The 15,704-nt window shown below is 63.6% G+C and carries 17 protein-coding genes; 15 read left to right on the forward strand and 2 right to left on the reverse strand.

The window, feature by feature from the left end; genetic code table 11:
- The first annotated feature begins 298 nt into the window (after positions 1 to 298).
- The gene (locus H163_RS22580; protein ID WP_280176609.1) at positions 299 to 1,687 is read left to right on the forward strand and encodes a D-alanyl-D-alanine carboxypeptidase family protein; all 1,389 of its coding nucleotides are present in this window, start codon (positions 299 to 301) and stop codon (positions 1,685 to 1,687) included.
- A 27-nt stretch (positions 1,688 to 1,714) separates the two neighbouring features.
- Positions 1,715 to 2,917, forward strand: a complete 1,203-nt coding sequence (locus H163_RS0109500) for a CobW family GTP-binding protein (protein WP_019964342.1) — start codon at positions 1,715 to 1,717, stop codon at positions 2,915 to 2,917.
- Positions 2,918 to 2,921: 4 nt separating this feature from the next.
- Here H163_RS0109500 and tesB read toward each other — a convergent pair whose 3' ends face one another.
- Positions 2,922 to 3,785, reverse strand: coding sequence for an acyl-CoA thioesterase II (gene tesB, locus H163_RS0109505; RefSeq protein WP_019964343.1), 864 nt, complete (start codon positions 3,783 to 3,785; stop codon positions 2,922 to 2,924).
- 185 nt (positions 3,786 to 3,970) lie between these two features.
- Here tesB and H163_RS0109510 point away from each other — a divergent pair, with 185 nt between their 5' ends.
- The 12 genes from H163_RS0109510 (at position 3,971) to H163_RS0109565 (ending at position 13,428) form a co-directional block, all read left to right on the forward strand.
- Complete coding sequence (locus tag H163_RS0109510) at positions 3,971 to 5,233, forward strand: ubiquinone biosynthesis hydroxylase (protein WP_040678539.1); 1,263 nt, start codon at positions 3,971 to 3,973, stop codon at positions 5,231 to 5,233.
- A 36-nt stretch (positions 5,234 to 5,269) separates the two neighbouring features.
- The gene (locus H163_RS0109515) at positions 5,270 to 6,148 is read left to right on the forward strand and encodes an SDR family oxidoreductase (RefSeq protein WP_019964345.1); all 879 of its coding nucleotides are present in this window, start codon (positions 5,270 to 5,272) and stop codon (positions 6,146 to 6,148) included.
- Positions 6,149 to 6,225: 77 nt separating this feature from the next.
- On the forward strand, positions 6,226 to 6,423 hold the full coding sequence (locus H163_RS0109520; RefSeq protein WP_019964346.1) for a twin transmembrane helix small protein: 198 nt from the start codon (positions 6,226 to 6,228) through the stop codon (positions 6,421 to 6,423).
- 52 nt (positions 6,424 to 6,475) lie between these two features.
- Positions 6,476 to 7,051 carry a cob(I)yrinic acid a,c-diamide adenosyltransferase gene (locus tag H163_RS0109525; protein WP_019964347.1) on the forward strand — a complete coding sequence of 192 codons (576 nt, stop codon included), beginning with the start codon at positions 6,476 to 6,478 and terminating at the stop codon, positions 7,049 to 7,051.
- A 27-nt stretch (positions 7,052 to 7,078) separates the two neighbouring features.
- Positions 7,079 to 7,774, forward strand: a complete 696-nt coding sequence (locus H163_RS0109530; protein WP_019964348.1) for a rhomboid family intramembrane serine protease — start codon at positions 7,079 to 7,081, stop codon at positions 7,772 to 7,774.
- Between the two features lie 214 nt (positions 7,775 to 7,988).
- Complete coding sequence (locus tag H163_RS0109535; RefSeq protein WP_026355674.1) at positions 7,989 to 8,738, forward strand: electron transfer flavoprotein subunit beta/FixA family protein; 750 nt, start codon at positions 7,989 to 7,991, stop codon at positions 8,736 to 8,738.
- Positions 8,739 to 8,765: 27 nt separating this feature from the next.
- Positions 8,766 to 9,704 carry an electron transfer flavoprotein subunit alpha/FixB family protein gene (locus H163_RS0109540; protein WP_019964350.1) on the forward strand — a complete coding sequence of 313 codons (939 nt, stop codon included), beginning with the start codon at positions 8,766 to 8,768 and terminating at the stop codon, positions 9,702 to 9,704.
- Between the two features lie 184 nt (positions 9,705 to 9,888).
- On the forward strand, positions 9,889 to 10,770 hold the full coding sequence (locus H163_RS0109545) for a 3-hydroxybutyryl-CoA dehydrogenase (RefSeq protein ID WP_019964351.1): 882 nt from the start codon (positions 9,889 to 9,891) through the stop codon (positions 10,768 to 10,770).
- Positions 10,771 to 10,777: 7 nt separating this feature from the next.
- Entirely contained in the window at positions 10,778 to 12,271 is a 1,494-nt protein-coding gene (locus tag H163_RS0109550) for a class I adenylate-forming enzyme family protein (protein ID WP_019964352.1), read from the forward strand.
- 63 nt (positions 12,272 to 12,334) lie between these two features.
- Positions 12,335 to 12,535, forward strand: a complete 201-nt coding sequence (locus tag H163_RS0109555; RefSeq protein WP_019964353.1) for a hypothetical protein — start codon at positions 12,335 to 12,337, stop codon at positions 12,533 to 12,535.
- A 365-nt stretch (positions 12,536 to 12,900) separates the two neighbouring features.
- The gene (locus H163_RS0109560) at positions 12,901 to 13,146 is read left to right on the forward strand and encodes a hypothetical protein (protein WP_147290465.1); all 246 of its coding nucleotides are present in this window, start codon (positions 12,901 to 12,903) and stop codon (positions 13,144 to 13,146) included.
- A gap of 57 nt (positions 13,147 to 13,203) precedes the next feature.
- On the forward strand, positions 13,204 to 13,428 hold the full coding sequence (locus H163_RS0109565) for a hypothetical protein (protein WP_019964355.1): 225 nt from the start codon (positions 13,204 to 13,206) through the stop codon (positions 13,426 to 13,428).
- A gap of 129 nt (positions 13,429 to 13,557) precedes the next feature.
- Here H163_RS0109565 and tlpA read toward each other — a convergent pair whose 3' ends face one another.
- On the reverse strand, positions 13,558 to 14,232 hold the full coding sequence (gene tlpA, locus H163_RS0109575) for a thiol:disulfide interchange protein TlpA (RefSeq protein ID WP_019964356.1): 675 nt from the start codon (positions 14,230 to 14,232) through the stop codon (positions 13,558 to 13,560).
- A gap of 55 nt (positions 14,233 to 14,287) precedes the next feature.
- Between tlpA and argH the strand changes: the two genes are divergently transcribed.
- The gene (gene argH, locus H163_RS0109580; protein ID WP_019964357.1) at positions 14,288 to 15,673 is read left to right on the forward strand and encodes an argininosuccinate lyase; all 1,386 of its coding nucleotides are present in this window, start codon (positions 14,288 to 14,290) and stop codon (positions 15,671 to 15,673) included.
- Positions 15,674 to 15,704 lie beyond the last annotated feature (31 nt).

A 15,704-nucleotide genomic window follows, 5' to 3' on the forward strand; every position in this document is an offset into this window, starting at 1 on the left:
GTGCCGGGAGCGCGGTGTTGCGCAAGCGTGTTCCCGGAAGCCGACTCCGGCTCCGAGGGGAGATACTAGCAAAGCCGGGGCCATGTGCCTGCGCCTTGTGCGCCCGTGCCTATGATGTTTGGACTTGATCTCAAAATGTGCAAAAATCAGGCAAATGCCCAGAACGCATGCAATCCAGTTGCTCACGGCCTTTCACATCCCCGTGCCGGGGCTTTGCATTCCTTAACCTTGATCGGGTATGGAGAAATGGGGGCTGCGTTCCGGGGCTGATCCGGGGCATTCGGATGACGAGGGTGTCGTGTTTTCGCGATTGATTGACAAGCGCCTGCTGGGCCTTGCTGCCATTTCCGGCTGGCTGTCCCTGTGCGGGCTGGCCGTTCCTGCCAAAGCGGACATTGGTCCCTATCTGGTGATCGATGCAGCCACGGGCACCGTGCTGGAAGAGCATGAGGCGACCCGGCCCTGGTATCCGGCTTCGCTCACCAAGATGATGACGGCCTATGTCACGCTCAAGACCTTACGCGAGGGGCGGCTGCAGCTGGACAGTCCGGTCACCCAGTCGGCCAATTCCCTCGCCCAGCCGCCCAGCAAGATGGGCTTCAAGGTGGGCACGCAGCTGACGCTGGAAACGGCGCTGACCATGCTGATGGTCAAGTCTGCCAATGATCTGGCCGTGGCGATTGGCGAGACCGTTGGCGGCACCGAAGAGAATTTCATTGCGATGATGAATGCGGAAGCGCGCCGCCTCGGCATGCGCAGCACCCATTTCGTCAATCCGCATGGGCTTCCCGACAACCGGCAGGTTTCCTCCGCTGCCGATCTGGCGATCCTGGCGATGGCGCTGAAGCGGGAGTTTCCTGATGCGCACAAGTATTACCGCCATCCGGGCCTGAAGTTCGGCAAGCAGACGCTGCGCTCTGCCAACCGCGAGTTCCTGCAGCGTGTGGCCGGCGCCGACGGGCTGAAGACCGGTTACATCTGCAATTCGGGCTATAATGTTGCTGCCTCTGCCACGCGCAACGGCCGCACCGTCATTGCCGTCGTGCTGGGCGCGGGTTCCGGGCTGGAGCGCACGGCCTTCACCCGTGAGGTGATCGACCGCGGTTTCCGCCTTGGCGGGCGTGGCCAGCATGTCTCCACCCTGCCGCCGAGCGGCGCAGGGCTTCCGGCGGATGGCTATTGCAAGCGCAACCCGAAGCTCGGACCGGAACAGATTCTGGCCCGCTACGACATCCGCCAAGCTGCGGGCAAGACACGCTCTGCAGTTATGTTCCAGTCTACGGGCGAGGGCCGTCCGGTGATTGCGGTTCCGGCAGGGGATGCGGAACCGGGGGAAGAGGGCGCGGAATTTTCGTCCAAATCCGGCAAGGTTGACTGGAACATGATCCTCGACCGCACGGTCGGCACCGAGCTGGTGGCCTATGCGCCCATCACCGTGCGCACGGGCCTCGCACCGGGCTCTGTCCCTGCTGCTGCGGCCATGGTCCCCGCTGCGGCAGCTGCCGCCACGGTTGCCGCTGAGCTGCCCTCCGTCCGTCTTCCTGCGTCCAAGCCGCTGGATCTCAGGCCTTCCGTGGTTGTCCCGGGCGCGGCACAGGGTGCGGCCCAGACCACCCCGGCCTTTGGCTCCCTCTTCAACGGCAATGTGCCGGCTTCCGCCGTCCCCAGAGCCAAGAGCGGCAACTGACGCAGAGCTGCGCGAAGGATATTCAAGATGACCGAAGCTCAGGATGGTGCTGCACAGCCGCAGCGCGGCCCGAAGCCGCCCATTCCCCTGTCCATCATCACGGGCTTTCTGGGGGCGGGCAAGACGACGCTGCTGAACCGCATCCTCAAGGATCCGGCGATGGCGGATACGGCGGTCATCATCAACGAGTTCGGGGATGTCGGGCTTGACCACCTTCTGGTGGACCAGTCGAGCGAGGGCATTCTGGAGCTTTCCTCCGGCTGCCTGTGCTGCACCATCCGGGGGGACCTGATCAATACGCTGGAAGACCTGCTGCGCCGTCTGGACAACGGCCGCATGGAGCGTCTGGCGCGGGTGGTCATCGAAACGACCGGTCTTGCCGACCCGGCGCCCATCCTGCACACGGTGATGCTGCATCCCTATCTGATGCTGCGCTACCGGCTGGACAGCGTTGTGACGCTGGTGGATGCGGTCAACGGTTCTGCGACGCTTGATGCCCATCAGGAGGCTGTGCGTCAGGCTGCCGTTGCCGACCGGCTGGTGCTGACCAAGACCGATCTGCTGGAAGGCGATGCGGGAGCTGCAACCCTTGACGCCCTGACCGCACGGCTGAAGGCGCTCAATCCCGGTGCGCAGCTTCTCAACGGGCAGAAGGGCGAGGCCGATGCCGCGCATCTGTTCAATGCCGGGCTCTATGATCCGTCCACCAAGATCCCCGATGTGGCGCGCTGGCTGAATGCGGAGGCCTATGAAGCTCACGGGCATCACCATCACGGGCATGATCATGCCCATGGCCATCATCATGATCATCACCACGATCATGGGCACCATCATCACGATGTGAACCGTCACGACGACAAGATCCGCGCCTTCACCCTGACCGCGAACCGTCCGGTACCGGCCTCGGCGCTGGAAATGTTCCTTGATCTGCTGCGCTCCGCCCATGGGCCGAAGCTGCTGCGGGTGAAGGGCATCATCCAGATCGCCGAAGATCCGGCCCGGCCCGTGGTCATTCACGGGGTGCAGCATGTGTTCCACCCGCCAGTCACGCTGGCGGGCTGGCCGGATGGCGACCGGCGCACGCGGCTGGTCTTCATCACCTACGACCTGGCCGAGGGCTTCGTCCGCCGCCTGTTCGATGCCTTCACCGGCGCCATGGTCAGCGACACGCCGGACGCTCAGGCGATGATGGACAATCCTCTGGCCATCTCCGGCTTCAAGCCGGGATGAGGTTTCAGCTGCGTTTCAGCCGGATCAGGCCTTCCTGGGCGGTTGAGGCGATGAGGTGGCCGCTGCGGTCATAAAGCAGGCCCCGGTTCATGCCGCGCCCGCCGGAGGAGGAGGGGGCGTCGGTGGCGTAGAGCAGCCAGTCATCGGCCCGGAACGGCCGGTGGAACCACATGGAATGGTCGAGGCTGGCGGCCTGGATCTGCGGGCTGAACACCGACTTGCCATGGGGAAAGAGCGAGGTATCCAGCAGCGTCATGTCCGAGGCATAGGCCAGAACGCACTGGTGGATGCGGGTTTCGTCGGGCAAGGGGCTGGTGGCGCGCACCCAGACATATTGCTGCGGCGCCAGCTTCTTCTCGCTGAAATAGTGGGTGAGATCGACAGGGCGCAGTTCGATCGGGCGTTCCCGCTCCCAGTAGCGGCGCACGTTCTCCGGTGCCACCTTCAGAAACTTCTCCTTCAGGTCCTGCTCGCTCGGCAGATCTTCCGGCATCGGCACGTCCGGCATGCCGGTCTGATGCTCAAGCCCGTCCTCCAGCGTCTGGAAGGAGGCGGACATGGAGAAGATCGCCTGTCCGTGCTGGATCGCCACAACGCGGCGCGTGGTGAAGCTGCCGCCGTCGCGGATGCGGTCCACGTCATAGATGATCGGCACCGCCGGATCGCCGGGCCGCAGGAAATAGCCGTGCAGAGAATGGATGTGCCGCTCTTCCACCACGGTGCGCGAGGCGGCGACGAGCGCCTGGCCGATCACCTGTCCGCCATAGACCCGCTGCCAGCCCGCCTGGGGGCTGCGGCCACGGAACAGGTTGTGTTCCAGCTGTTCGAGGTCAAGAATGGACAAAAGTGAGTTGATGGCCGTGTTCATTGCCGCATTCCTTGCTAAATGAGCGCATGGGGCTAAATGAGTGCATGGGATGCACCCGTGGCGCACCGTCCGTGAATGCCTGATTGGACGCGGTGTCCGGTCCGTGTCAATGCTGACCAAAGGGAAGACAGCCCGGAATTGTTGCGCAGCGCTTGCGAAACGGCCGGGCGATGAAGGAGATGAAGATGCGCGAGTCCCAAGCCGCTGACAGTCCTGCTCAGGAGAGTGCGGCCGATGTGGTGATCGCCGGCGGCGGATACGTCGGCCTGTCCCTCGCCCTTGCGCTCAAGCAGGCGGATCCGTCGATGGAAGTGGCCGTCGTCGACCCCAAGCCCATGGACAGTCTTGCCAGGGATCCGCGCGCGTCCGCCATCGCTGCGGCTGCTTGCCGCATGCTGGACCAGCTTGGCATCTGGGATGAGATTCGCGCCACCGCCCAGCCGATCAACGAGATGATCGTCACCGACAGCAAGCTGCGCGACACGGTGCGTCCGGTGTTCCTGACCTTTGCGGGCGAGACCGGCAGCGCCCAGGGTGACGAGCCCTTCGCGCACATGATCCCGAACGGTGCGATGCTGCCGGCGCTTTACAAGGCGGCGCTGGCGCTGGGCGTGCGGTTCCATGCGCCCGATACGGCGCGCGATTTCCATCAGGCGGGCGATCATGTCAGAGTGGCGCTGGCCGGCGGCGGGCGCATCAGGGCCAAGCTGCTGGTGGCAGCCGACGGGGTGCGCTCGCGCCTGCGCGATCTGGCGGGCATCCGCACGGTGCACTGGTCCTACGGCCAGTCGGGCATCGTCACCACGGTGAAGCACGAGCGTCCGCACAATGGCCGCGCGGAAGAACATTTCCTGCCGGCCGGACCTTTCGCCATCCTGCCGCTGCCGGGCAACCGCTCGTCGCTGGTCTGGACGGAGCGCACGGGCGATGCGGACCGGCTGGTGCGCGCCGATGATTTCACCTTCGAGCTGGAGCTGGAGCGCCGCTTTGGCCACCACCTCGGCAAGCTGGAGCTGGACGGCCCGCGCCATGCCTATCCGCTGGGCTTGACGCTGGCGCGTGATTTCGTCCGCCCGCGCATTGCCCTTGCGGGCGATGCTGCCCATGGCATCCACCCGATTGCCGGGCAGGGCCTCAATCTCGGCTTCAAGGACGTTGCGGCGCTGGCGGAAGTCATCGTCGAGGCCCGGCGTCTGGGGCAGGATATCGGCGGTCTCGACGTGCTGGAGCGCTATCAGCGCTGGCGCCGGTTCGACACGTTCCAGATGGGCGTTGTCACCGATGTGCTGAACCGGCTGTTCTCCAACGATCTTGATGTGGTGCGCGGCATCCGGGACTTTGGCCTCGGTCTGGTGGACCGGCTGCCGAAGCTCAAGGGCATGTTCATCCGCGAGGCCGCCGGTTTTGCCGGGCCTGCGCCCCGGTTGCTGACCGGCGAAGCGATCTGAGCGGGCATCAGGGATAACTGGGCATCTGGGGGGAAGATGACGGCAACAGTGTCTGCCGGTGCCGAAGCTGGCCCGCGCACCATCCTGATCACGGGCTGCTCCAGCGGCATTGGCGCAGCCTCTGCCCGGCTGCTGCGGGGGCGCAACTGGCGGGTTTTTCCGGCCGCGCGCAAGCCGGAGGACGTGGAAGCCCTGGCCGCACAAGGCTTTGAGGCGGTGCTCATTGATTATGAGCGGCCCGAAACCATTCATGCCGGGCTGGAAAGCGTGCTGGCGAAAACCGGCGGGCGGCTTGATGCGCTGTTCAACAACGGCGCCTATGCCGTGCCCTGCGCGGTGGAGGATCTCCCCGTCGATGCCTTGCGGGCGCTGTTTCAGGCGAATTTTTTCGGCTGGCACGATCTGACGCGGCAGGTCATTCCGGTGATGCGCGCCCAGGGGGCAGGGCGCATCGTGCAATGCTCGTCCATCCTCGGTTTCATCGCCATGAAATACCGGGGCGCCTATACGGCATCCAAATTCGCGCTTGAAGCCTATTCCGACACGCTGCGGCAGGAGCTGCACGGCACGGGCATCCATGTCAGCCTGATCGAGCCGGGGCCGATTGACACGCGCTTTACCGAAAATGCGCTGGCAAACTTCCATCACTGGATCGGCAAGGAAGGCATGATGGCCTCGCCCCACCGGGCCACCTATGAGCGGCGGCTGAAGCGGATGGAAAACGGTGAGCCGGGCCCCTGGAAACTTCCGCCGGAGTCCGTGGTTGAGAAGCTGGTGCATGCCATCGAGGCGAGCCAGCCCAGGGCACGCTACCGGGTGACCAAGCCCACCATCTGGATGAACATCGCCCGCCGGTTCCTGACCACGCGCGCCCTCGACAGGGTGCTGATGAAGGCGGCGGACGGGGAAGAGTGAGATCATCCCCCTTGCGCAGGTCTGCGTAAACGGGGCAAAGCGGCGGCGGGCATCCTGCCGCCTGAGGGGTACAGGAAATGGGCAGTTTCTTTTATTATCTGGTTCCCGTGGCCGTTGGCGCGGTGGCAGTTGTGCTGCTGCTCGGGCTCTGGAACATGATGCGCGGCGGTTCGTCCAACCGCTCGCAACAGCTGATGCGCTGGCGCGTCGGCCTGCAGTTTCTCGCTATCGTCATCATCATGGCAGCGCTCTATTTTCTGGGGCCCAAGCCCTGACGCGCGCCTGACGCGCGTCTTAAAGACATGAGCGCCCGGGAGGCATTGCAGCATGGTTGTTCTGAACAAGATCTACACGAAGACCGGTGATGACGGCACGACGGCGCTGGGCTCGGGCGAGCGGCGGCCCAAGTACGACCTGCGCATCGAGGCCTATGGCACGGTGGATGAAACCAATTCGGTGGTTGGCCTCGTCCGTCTCGCGCTTGCGGGTGCGGATGCTGAGGTGGATGCCATCCTCGGCCGCATCCAGAATGACCTGTTCGACCTTGGCGCCGATCTGGCGACGCCGGAAACGGACAAGGATCTGGGCTACGAGCCCCTGCGGATCACCGATGCGCAGGTGACCGCACTGGAAAATGCCATTGATCTTCTGAATGCGGATCTGAAGCCGCTGCGCTCTTTTGTCCTGCCGGGCGGCACGCCGGCGGCCACCTATCTGCATCTGGCCCGCACCGTCTCGCGCCGGGCCGAACGGCTGATGGTGCATCTGGCGGCGGAAGAGCGAATCAACCCGGCGGCCACGCGCTATATGAACCGTTTGTCCGACTTCTTTTTTGTCGCGTCCCGGTATCTGAATGACAAGGGCGCAGGCGACGTGCTCTGGGTGCCCGGCAAGAACCGGTAATACACAATAGGGATCAGGCAGAGCCGGATGTTCTTTCCCCTCTACGACCATAACCCCCTGCGCCACGTGCTGAAGCCCGTGGTCACGTGGTCGCTGATCCTCGCCAATGTGCTGGTCTATCTGCTCATTCAAGGTGGAGGCCTTGGCGATGCGGCCATTGCCAGCGCCTATTCCTATGGTCTCATCCCGTCCGTGTTCTTCGACATGAAGGATCTGGCACCGGAGCTGACCGTCCTGCCCGCCAAGGTGTCACTCGTCAGCTATGCCTTCCTGCATGCCGACGTCATGCATCTGGCGGGGAACATGCTGTTCCTCTGGGTCTTCGGCGACAATGTCGAGGATGCCATGGGGCATGTGAAGTTCCTTGCCTTCTATCTCCTGTGCGCGGCGGCAGGCGGGCTTGCCTTCGCGCTGCTGGATCCGGCTTCGGATGTGCCGCTGATTGGCGCGTCCGGTGCGGTCTCGGGCATTGTTTCGGCCTATCTCATGCTGCATCCACGGGTGCGGGTCTGGGTGCTGTTCATGGGGCGCATCCCCCTACGCCTGCCGGCCCTGTGGCTGCTGGGTGGATGGATCATCGTGCAGATCGCCAATCTGTTCCTGTTCCAGAAGAGCCAGGTCGCCTGGGTGGCCCATGCCGGAGGCATTATGGCCGGTGCCGTTCTTGTGCTGGTGATGCGCCGTCCGGGCGTGAGATTGTTCGACCGGGATATGAGGACCTGAAGCGGATGAGCTCTGCCCAAGCCTTTGCGTTGCAGCAAGAACTGGGCGGACCTTCCGTAGCGCCATCGTTGACACCCGGCGTCCGGGTGTTTACCGTCGCGCGCCGAATGCAAGTATTGGCTGAAACCCGCCATTTTCTTCGCGGGATGTTAAGCCGGCTCGACCTGTTGACGCAGTGCGGCAAAAAAGCCGCCGAAGCGGGAGGATAAGACCCATGAAAATCCTTGTGCCCGTAAAGCGGGTGATCGACTACAACGTCAAGGTTCGCGTGAAGCCGGATGGTTCCGGCGTCGAGCTGGCCAATGTGAAGATGTCGATGAACCCCTTCGACGAGATTTCCGTTGAAGAGGCCCTGCGCCTCAAGGAAGCTGGCAAGGCGACGGAAGTGGTGGTGGTGTCCATCGGGCCGGCTCAGGCGACTGAGACCCTGCGCACCGCGCTGGCCATGGGCGCCGACCGCGGCATTCTGGTGAAGACCGACGCCACGGTGGAGCCGCTGGCCGTTGCCAAGATCCTCAAGAAGGTCGTGGAAGCCGAAGAGCCGGGTCTCGTGATCCTCGGCAAGCAGGCCATCGACGATGACTGCAACCAGACCGGCCAGATGCTGGCGGCGCTGCTCGGCTGGGGCCAGGGCACCTTTGCATCCAAGGTCAGCGTTGGTGACGGCAGCGTGGACGTGACCCGTGAAGTGGACGGCGGCCTGCAGACCGTGTCGCTGAAGCTTCCGGCCATCGTCACCACGGACCTGCGCCTCAACGAGCCGCGCTATGCGTCCCTGCCGAACATCATGAAGGCGAAGAAGAAGCCGATCGACGAAAAGACCCCGGAAGACTTCGGTGTTGACGTCGCTCCGCGCCTGACCGTGCTGAAGACGGTTGAGCCGGCGTCCCGCCAGGCTGGCGTGAAGGTTGGCTCGGTGTCCGAGCTCGTGTCCAAGCTGAAGAACGAGGCCGGCGTCCTCTGAGGACCCGTCACAGGAGGATAAACACCCATGACGACACTTCTTGTGGCTGAACACGCCAATGGCGCCCTGAACGACGCAACCGGCAAGGCCCTGACCGCTGCAGTGAAGCTCGGCGGTGATGTGCATGTGCTGGTGGCCGGTGAGGGCGCCCGCTCTGCTGCCGAGGCTGCGGCCAAGCTCGCAGGCGTTGCCAAAGTTCTGGTGGCTGAAGGCGGCGCCGTCGCCCATCAGCTGGCCGAACCGGTGGCAGACCTGATCGTTTCGCTGGCCGGTGGCTATGACGCCATCGTTGCCGCCTCCACCGCCAGCGGCAAGAACATCCTGCCGCGCGTTGCAGCCCTGCTCGACGTGATGCAGATCTCTGACGTCACCGCCGTGATCGACGGCGAGACCTTCGAGCGCCCGATCTATGCCGGCAACGCCATCCAGACCGTCAAGTCGGGCGATGCCAAGAAGGTGATCACCGTGCGCACCGCCTCCTTCGCCGCTGCAGGCGAGGGCGGTTCGGCGGCCATCGAGGATGTGGCAGCTCCTGCGGACGGCGGCCTCTCCAGCTTCGCCGGCGAGGAACTGTCCCGCTCTGACCGTCCGGAACTGGCTTCGGCCAAGATCATCATCTCGGGCGGCCGTGCGCTGGGCTCTTCGGAGAAGTTCCAGGAAGTCATCATGCCGGTGGCGGATGCGCTGGGCGCGGCTGTCGGTGCCTCGCGCGCTGCGGTCGATGCGGGCTATGCTCCGAACGACTGGCAGGTTGGCCAGACTGGCAAGGTGGTTGCCCCGCAGCTCTACATCGCCTGCGGCATCTCCGGCGCCATCCAGCATCTGGCCGGCATGAAGGACTCCAAGGTCATCGTCGCCATCAACAAGGACGAGGAGGCCCCGATCTTCCAGGTGGCGGACTACGGCCTTGTCGGCGATCTTTTCGAAATCCTGCCGCAGCTGAAGGCGGAACTCGAAAAGGCCTGATGGCACATCAAAAGGTTCAGGCTGCTGCGGACCTCCCGGCAGCCTGAACTGCTTTTGAAGGGGCAGGCAGAAGGAATGATCCGGTTTTATGGCCGTGGTCCTTGCCCGAAGCGGTGAACCTTGTAAAGAATAGCGCGGTTTGCGTGCATATACGGCACAGCCTGCAACAGGATCGGATGAGACGATGGTGGTCGAGATCAAGAAAGTCGGTGTGATCGGTTCGGGCCAGATGGGCAGCGGAATTGCCCATGTCTGCGCCGTGGCCGGATATCAGGTCTATCTGAACGACCTGTCCCGCGACCGGATCGAATCCGGTCTGGCGTCGATCAACGGCAACATGGCCCGTCAGGTGTCCAAGGGCCAGATTTCCGAGGAAGACCGTTCCGCAGCTCTCGACCGGCTGCATGGCGCGGAAAACCTCGACATGCTGGCCGATGTGGACCTTGTCATCGAGTCTGCCATCGAGAACGAGCAGGTCAAGCGCAAGATCTTCTCCCAGCTCTGCCCGGTGCTGAAGCCCGAAGCGATGCTGGCGACCAACACCTCGTCCATCTCCATCACCCGTCTTGCTGCCACGACCGACCGGCCGGAGCGCTTCATCGGCATTCACTTCATGAACCCGGTTCCGATCATGGAGCTGGTGGAGCTGGTGCGCGGCATTGCCACCGAAGACGAGACCTTCGAGGCCGCCAAGGGCTTCGTCGCCCGTCTCGGCAAGACCATTGCCGTGGCCGAGGATTTCCCGGCCTTCATGGTCAACCGCATCCTGCTGCCGATGATCAACGAAGCCATCTATACGCTCTATGAGGGTGTCGGCTCGGTGGAATCCATCGATACGGCCATGCGCCTTGGCGCCAACCATCCGATGGGCCCGCTGCAGCTGGCGGATTTCATCGGCCTCGACACCTGCCTGTCCATCATGCAGGTGCTCTATGAGGGGCTCGCCGACAGCAAGTACCGCCCGTGCCCGCTGCTGGTGAAATATGTCGAGGCTGGCTGGCTTGGCCGCAAGACGCGCCGCGGCTTCTACGACTATCGCGGCGAAACGCCGGTTCCGACCCGCTGACGGCGGCATGAACCTCGCCCGCTACTGCCTCACCCGCGCTGCGCCCGATCCGGGCGCGGTGGCGCTGGAGGTGGTGGGGCCGGGCGGGGCGCTGCTGGAACGCTGGAGCTACGGCGATCTCACCGCAAGCGTGCTGTCTGTTGCAGGCGGGCTTGCGGGCGAAGGCTTGATGTGGGGCGACCGCATCCTCCTGCGCATCGGCCATTCCAGCGATTTTCCGCTTTTCTTCTTTGGTGCCATTGCCGCCGGTTTCGTGCCGGTGCCCAGCTCCGCGCTGCTGACCGGGCCGGAATGCGACATGCTTATGGCTGATAGCGGGGCGGTGGCCGTCATTCATGACGGGAAAACGCCGCTGCCGCAGCCGCGTGATGGGGTGCGCTTCATCGGGCCGGAGGGCATTGCAGCGCTCAAGAGCGCGCCGCAGGGCAGCTTTGCGGCCACGCAGCGCGATGATCCGGCCTTCATCGTCTATACCTCCGGCACCAGTGGCCGCCCGAAGGGCGTGCTGCACGCACAGCGCACCGCCTCTGGGCGCCGTCCCATGGATCAGGGGTGGTACGGCATTTCGTCCTCTGACAGGCTGCTGCATGCAGGCGCCTTCAACTGGACCTACACGCTCGGCGTTGGCCTGATGGACCCCTGGGCCAATGGCGCGACCAGCATTGTCTATGATGGTCCACGCGATCCGCATGTCTGGCCGGACCTGCTGGAGGCCACAGGTGCAACGCTGTTTGCGGCGGTGCCTAGTCTTTACCGGCGGATCCTGAAATACGGTGATGTTGAGCCGCACCGTTTCCCGCGCCTGCGTCATGGGTTGACTGCAGGTGAGGCCTTGCCCGCAGCATTGCATGAGGAGTGGGCCCGCCGCAGCGGCAGGCCGCTTTATGAAGCGCTGGGCATGAGCGAGATTTCCACCTACGTCTCCAGCGGCCCGCAGGTGCCCACGCGCCCCGGCAGCCCCGGCAAGCCGCAGGCCGGACGTTCCATCGCCATTCTGCCGGAGGAGGGCGGCGATACGCCGTTGCCCCTTGGCGAAACGGGTCTTCTGGCCGTCTCGCGTGAGGATCCGGGTCTGATGCTGGGCTACTGGCAGCGGCCGCAGGATACGGCAGAGGTGATGCGCGGCAGCTGGTTCCTGACCGGCGACCGTGCCCGTCAGGATGCGGAGGGCTATCTGTGGTACGAGGGCCGCGCTGACGATGTGATGAATGCCTTCGGTTATCGCGTTGCGCCGGAAGAGGTGGAACGCGTCATTGCCAGCCATCCGGACGTGGCGGATGTGGCGGTGACGGCGGTGCCCTCGGCCAATGGCATCAGCCTTGTCACCGCCTTTCTTGTGCCCCGTGAGGGCGCAGCGCTGGATGCCGATGCTGTTGCTGCCTTCGCTGCGGAGAGGCTGGCGGAATACAAGCGGCCCAAGGTCTACCGCCTTGTTCCGGATCTGCCGCGCACGCCTTCCGGAAAGCTGCAGCGCAAGGCTCTGTGGCGGGAACCATCCTGAGAGATGTTAACGGCAGATTAACCTTCTTGCCGCACACTGGATACCATCAGGAAAGGTAGATCCATGAGCAGCGCATCCATCGCAGCCGCGCTTGTCGGGGCAACACAGGCCCAGACCCAGCAGCAGCTTCAGGCCAAGATGCTGAAGATGTCCATGCAGCCGGATCAGTCCATTGTGGCCATGCTGGATCAGGCGGCTTCCTCCGGTTCCGGATCTTCGCCGCTTGCCGCAGGTACCGGCGGGCTTGTCGACGTTACCGTCTGACCACCTCCAGAAACGTCCCGCTCAAGCCCTCCCGCCCTGGCCAAAGCCCGTCCGGGCTGGAGCTTTTTGGCCGTTTACCAAGTTTTCCTCTGATAAAATCAACTGGCGGGAATCAGGGTAGTGATTCCGTAATATTTGGCCTCTTTGATTTTATGGTTAATCAATAGTTAAGGCCTTATTTGTGCCCCTCTGATTTTATTGGGTTATTTCTATACTAACCTAGCGTAATTAGACTTTTTAATAAAATTTTAGATAATTTGCCTGATTCGTTGTAATGTTTGCTTTGGGTCTGTGGCCTATCTTATCCTCCGTGGCATTCCAGCAATCTTGCCGTTCGCCGGCAGATGCTCACGATGGAGGTGCACATGGCGGAGATCGAAAGCTACCGCGGTGTTCCAGCCTCTGCGCTGAGAGAGGAGCAAAACCTCTCGGAACGCCGCACTGAACGGTTCGAGGAATTCAACGCAAGGCGCAGCGCCATGCTGGCCGAAGCGGTGAACCGCGAAGCGAACAGTAAGGCGAACCGCGCAGAGCAATTGAGTGAAGATGCCGATCGCATCGCGCGCCGTGCCGTTACCGGTATGGGAAAACGCATCGATGTGACGGTCTGATCCCGGCATTCTCCGGGCTCCGGCTGGCGCAGGCATCAACTGGAAAGGGCTTGAGTTATGGTTGCAATTTCCGGAACTGCATCGGCTGATCTCGCTGCGTCGGGCGTGCGTCCTGACTATTCCGCCAGGGCTGCGCAGGATACTGCCCGGGTTGAGCGTCAGGCCTCGGAACGCCAGACGGAAGAGCGCCGCGAGACCGTGCAGGAGACGTCCCGCCAGGAAGAACAGCGCGAAAGCCGCAAGATTCCTGGTCTCGGCAATGCGGTGGACATCACCGCCTGACGGTGGACGGCTTCACCAGCAGAACCATGGCCCCGCTCCGGCGGGGCTTTGTTTTTTGCAGGGCTGTGTTTTTTGCGGGGCTGGCGGTGATGAAGGGCGGGGTTGTTTCCGCAACCATCCGCCGCCCGCCTAACCTGCCGTCTTGCCCGGTGCCTTTGCCCGTGCCGCATCAATCAGCTGCAGCGCGTCCTCATGGTCCCATTCGGCCGGGCCATACATGGTGCCGATCTCGCAGCCGTCGGGTCCGGCAAGGATCGTTGTCGGCAGGCCGGTGGCGCGGGCCTTGCTGCGCAGGTCCTGGAACACGGCGTTCGACGCATCCGAGTAGTAGGTCAGCGAAGCAACGCCGATTTCGTCAAGGAAGGCCTTGGGTTTTTCCGGCCCGCCCCGGTCGAGGTTCACCGTGACCACCGCGAAGTCATCGCCATTGCGCGCCTGAGCCAGCCGGTCCAGCGCGGGCATTTCCTTGCGGCAGGGGGCGCACCAGGTGGCCCAGAGGTTCAGCAGGACCGTCTTGCCGGTGAACTGTGCGATGCTCACGTCCTCCCCGTTCGGCCCCTTGAACTTCAGATCGCGCAGATCAAGAGGCTTCTGGGCGGGCAGGAAGGCGGCCACATCGCCCTTGGCAAAGGGCTTGGCCGCAGAGGCTGCCGCCATCGAGGCCTGGCAGCTTTTCCCTGCGCTTGTGTTGCCACCGGGGCTGCCAATCACGTATACCGCCGCAATGGCTGAAAGCAGACCGGCCGCAGCGACCGCAACCAGCGGGCGCCTGTAACCGGAGCGGGTCTGTCTTGTCGGCTTCATGTCTTCTTCACCTGGCAAGGGCACCTCTCCGGGGCGTCTATCAAGAGGCAGTCATATGAGCAACCGCATGTGGGGCGGCCGTTTCGCCGAAGGCCCGGACGCGATCATGGAAGAGATCAACGCGTCCATCGGCTTCGATCAGAAGCTATACAGGCAGGATATAGAGGGTTCCAAGGCCCATGTCCGCATGCTGGCCGCGCAGCAGATTGTCGCGGGCGAGGATGCCGAAAAGATCGTTCACGGTCTCGACACGATCCTGTCAGAGATCGAGACGGGCAAATTCACCTTCTCCCGCGCCCTTGAAGACATTCACATGAACATCGAGGCGCGCCTTGCCGAGCTGATCGGTGCGCCGGCCGGACGCCTGCACACCGCCCGCTCGCGCAATGACCAGGTGGCGACCGATTTCCGCCTGTGGGTGCGCGATACGCTGGATACGCTCGATGGCCAGCTGGCCGAGCTGCTGGTGGCGCTGGCCGAAAAGGCCGAGACCCATGCCGCCGACGTGATGCCGGGCTTCACCCATCTCCAGTCGGCTCAGCCGGTCACTTTCGGCCACCACATGATGGCCTATGTGGAGATGTTTGCCCGCGACCGCAGCCGCTTTGCCGATGCGCGCAAGCGCATGAACGAATCCCCGCTGGGCTCTGCCGCGCTCGCCGGCACGTCCTTCCCGATCGACCGCGAAGCAACCGCGAAGGCGCTTGGCTTCGACCGGCCGATGGCCAATTCGCTCGACGGCGTGTCCGACCGCGACTTCGTCATCGAGGCGCTTTCTGCTGCCTCCATCTGCTCGATGCACCTGTCGCGCTTTGCCGAGGAAATCGTGCTGTGGTGTTCGGCCCAGTTCGGCTTCATCAAGCTGTCGGACAAGTTCTCGACCGGCTCCTCGATCATGCCGCAGAAAAAGAACCCGGATGCAGCCGAACTGGTGCGCGCCAAGACGGGCCGGATCTACGGCGGCATGATGGCGCTGCTGGTGATGATGAAGGGCCTGCCGCTCGCCTATTCCAAGGACATGCAGGAAGACAAGGAGCAGGCTTTCGACGCCCTGCCGTCCCTGTCGCTGGCACTTGCCGCCATGACCGGCATGGTGCGGGACATGGAGCCGCAGGTGAAGCGCCTGAAGAAGGCCGCAGGCTCCGGCTATTCCACCGCAACGGATCTGGCCGACTGGCTGGTGCGCGTGCTTGGCATGCCTTTCCGCGATGCCCACCACGTCACCGGCAAGATCGTCGGCTATGCGGTTGCCGAAAGCGTTGAGCTTGAAAAGGTGCCGCTGGCCGTGATGCAGGAAATCGAGCCGCGCATCACCCGCGAGATCTATTCCGTGCTGACCGTCGACAAGTCGGTGAAGAGCCGCACCAGCTACGGCGGCACGGCTCCGGCCAATGTGCGCAAGCAGGCCCGCCGCTGGCTGAAGCAGCTGGCCAAGGGCTGAGGAACCAGTGCGGGCGCCTGTCGCTTGCGGT

It is taken from the genome of Pannonibacter phragmitetus DSM 14782 (assembly GCF_000382365.1).
Lineage (GTDB): Bacteria > Pseudomonadota > Alphaproteobacteria > Rhizobiales > Stappiaceae > Pannonibacter > Pannonibacter phragmitetus.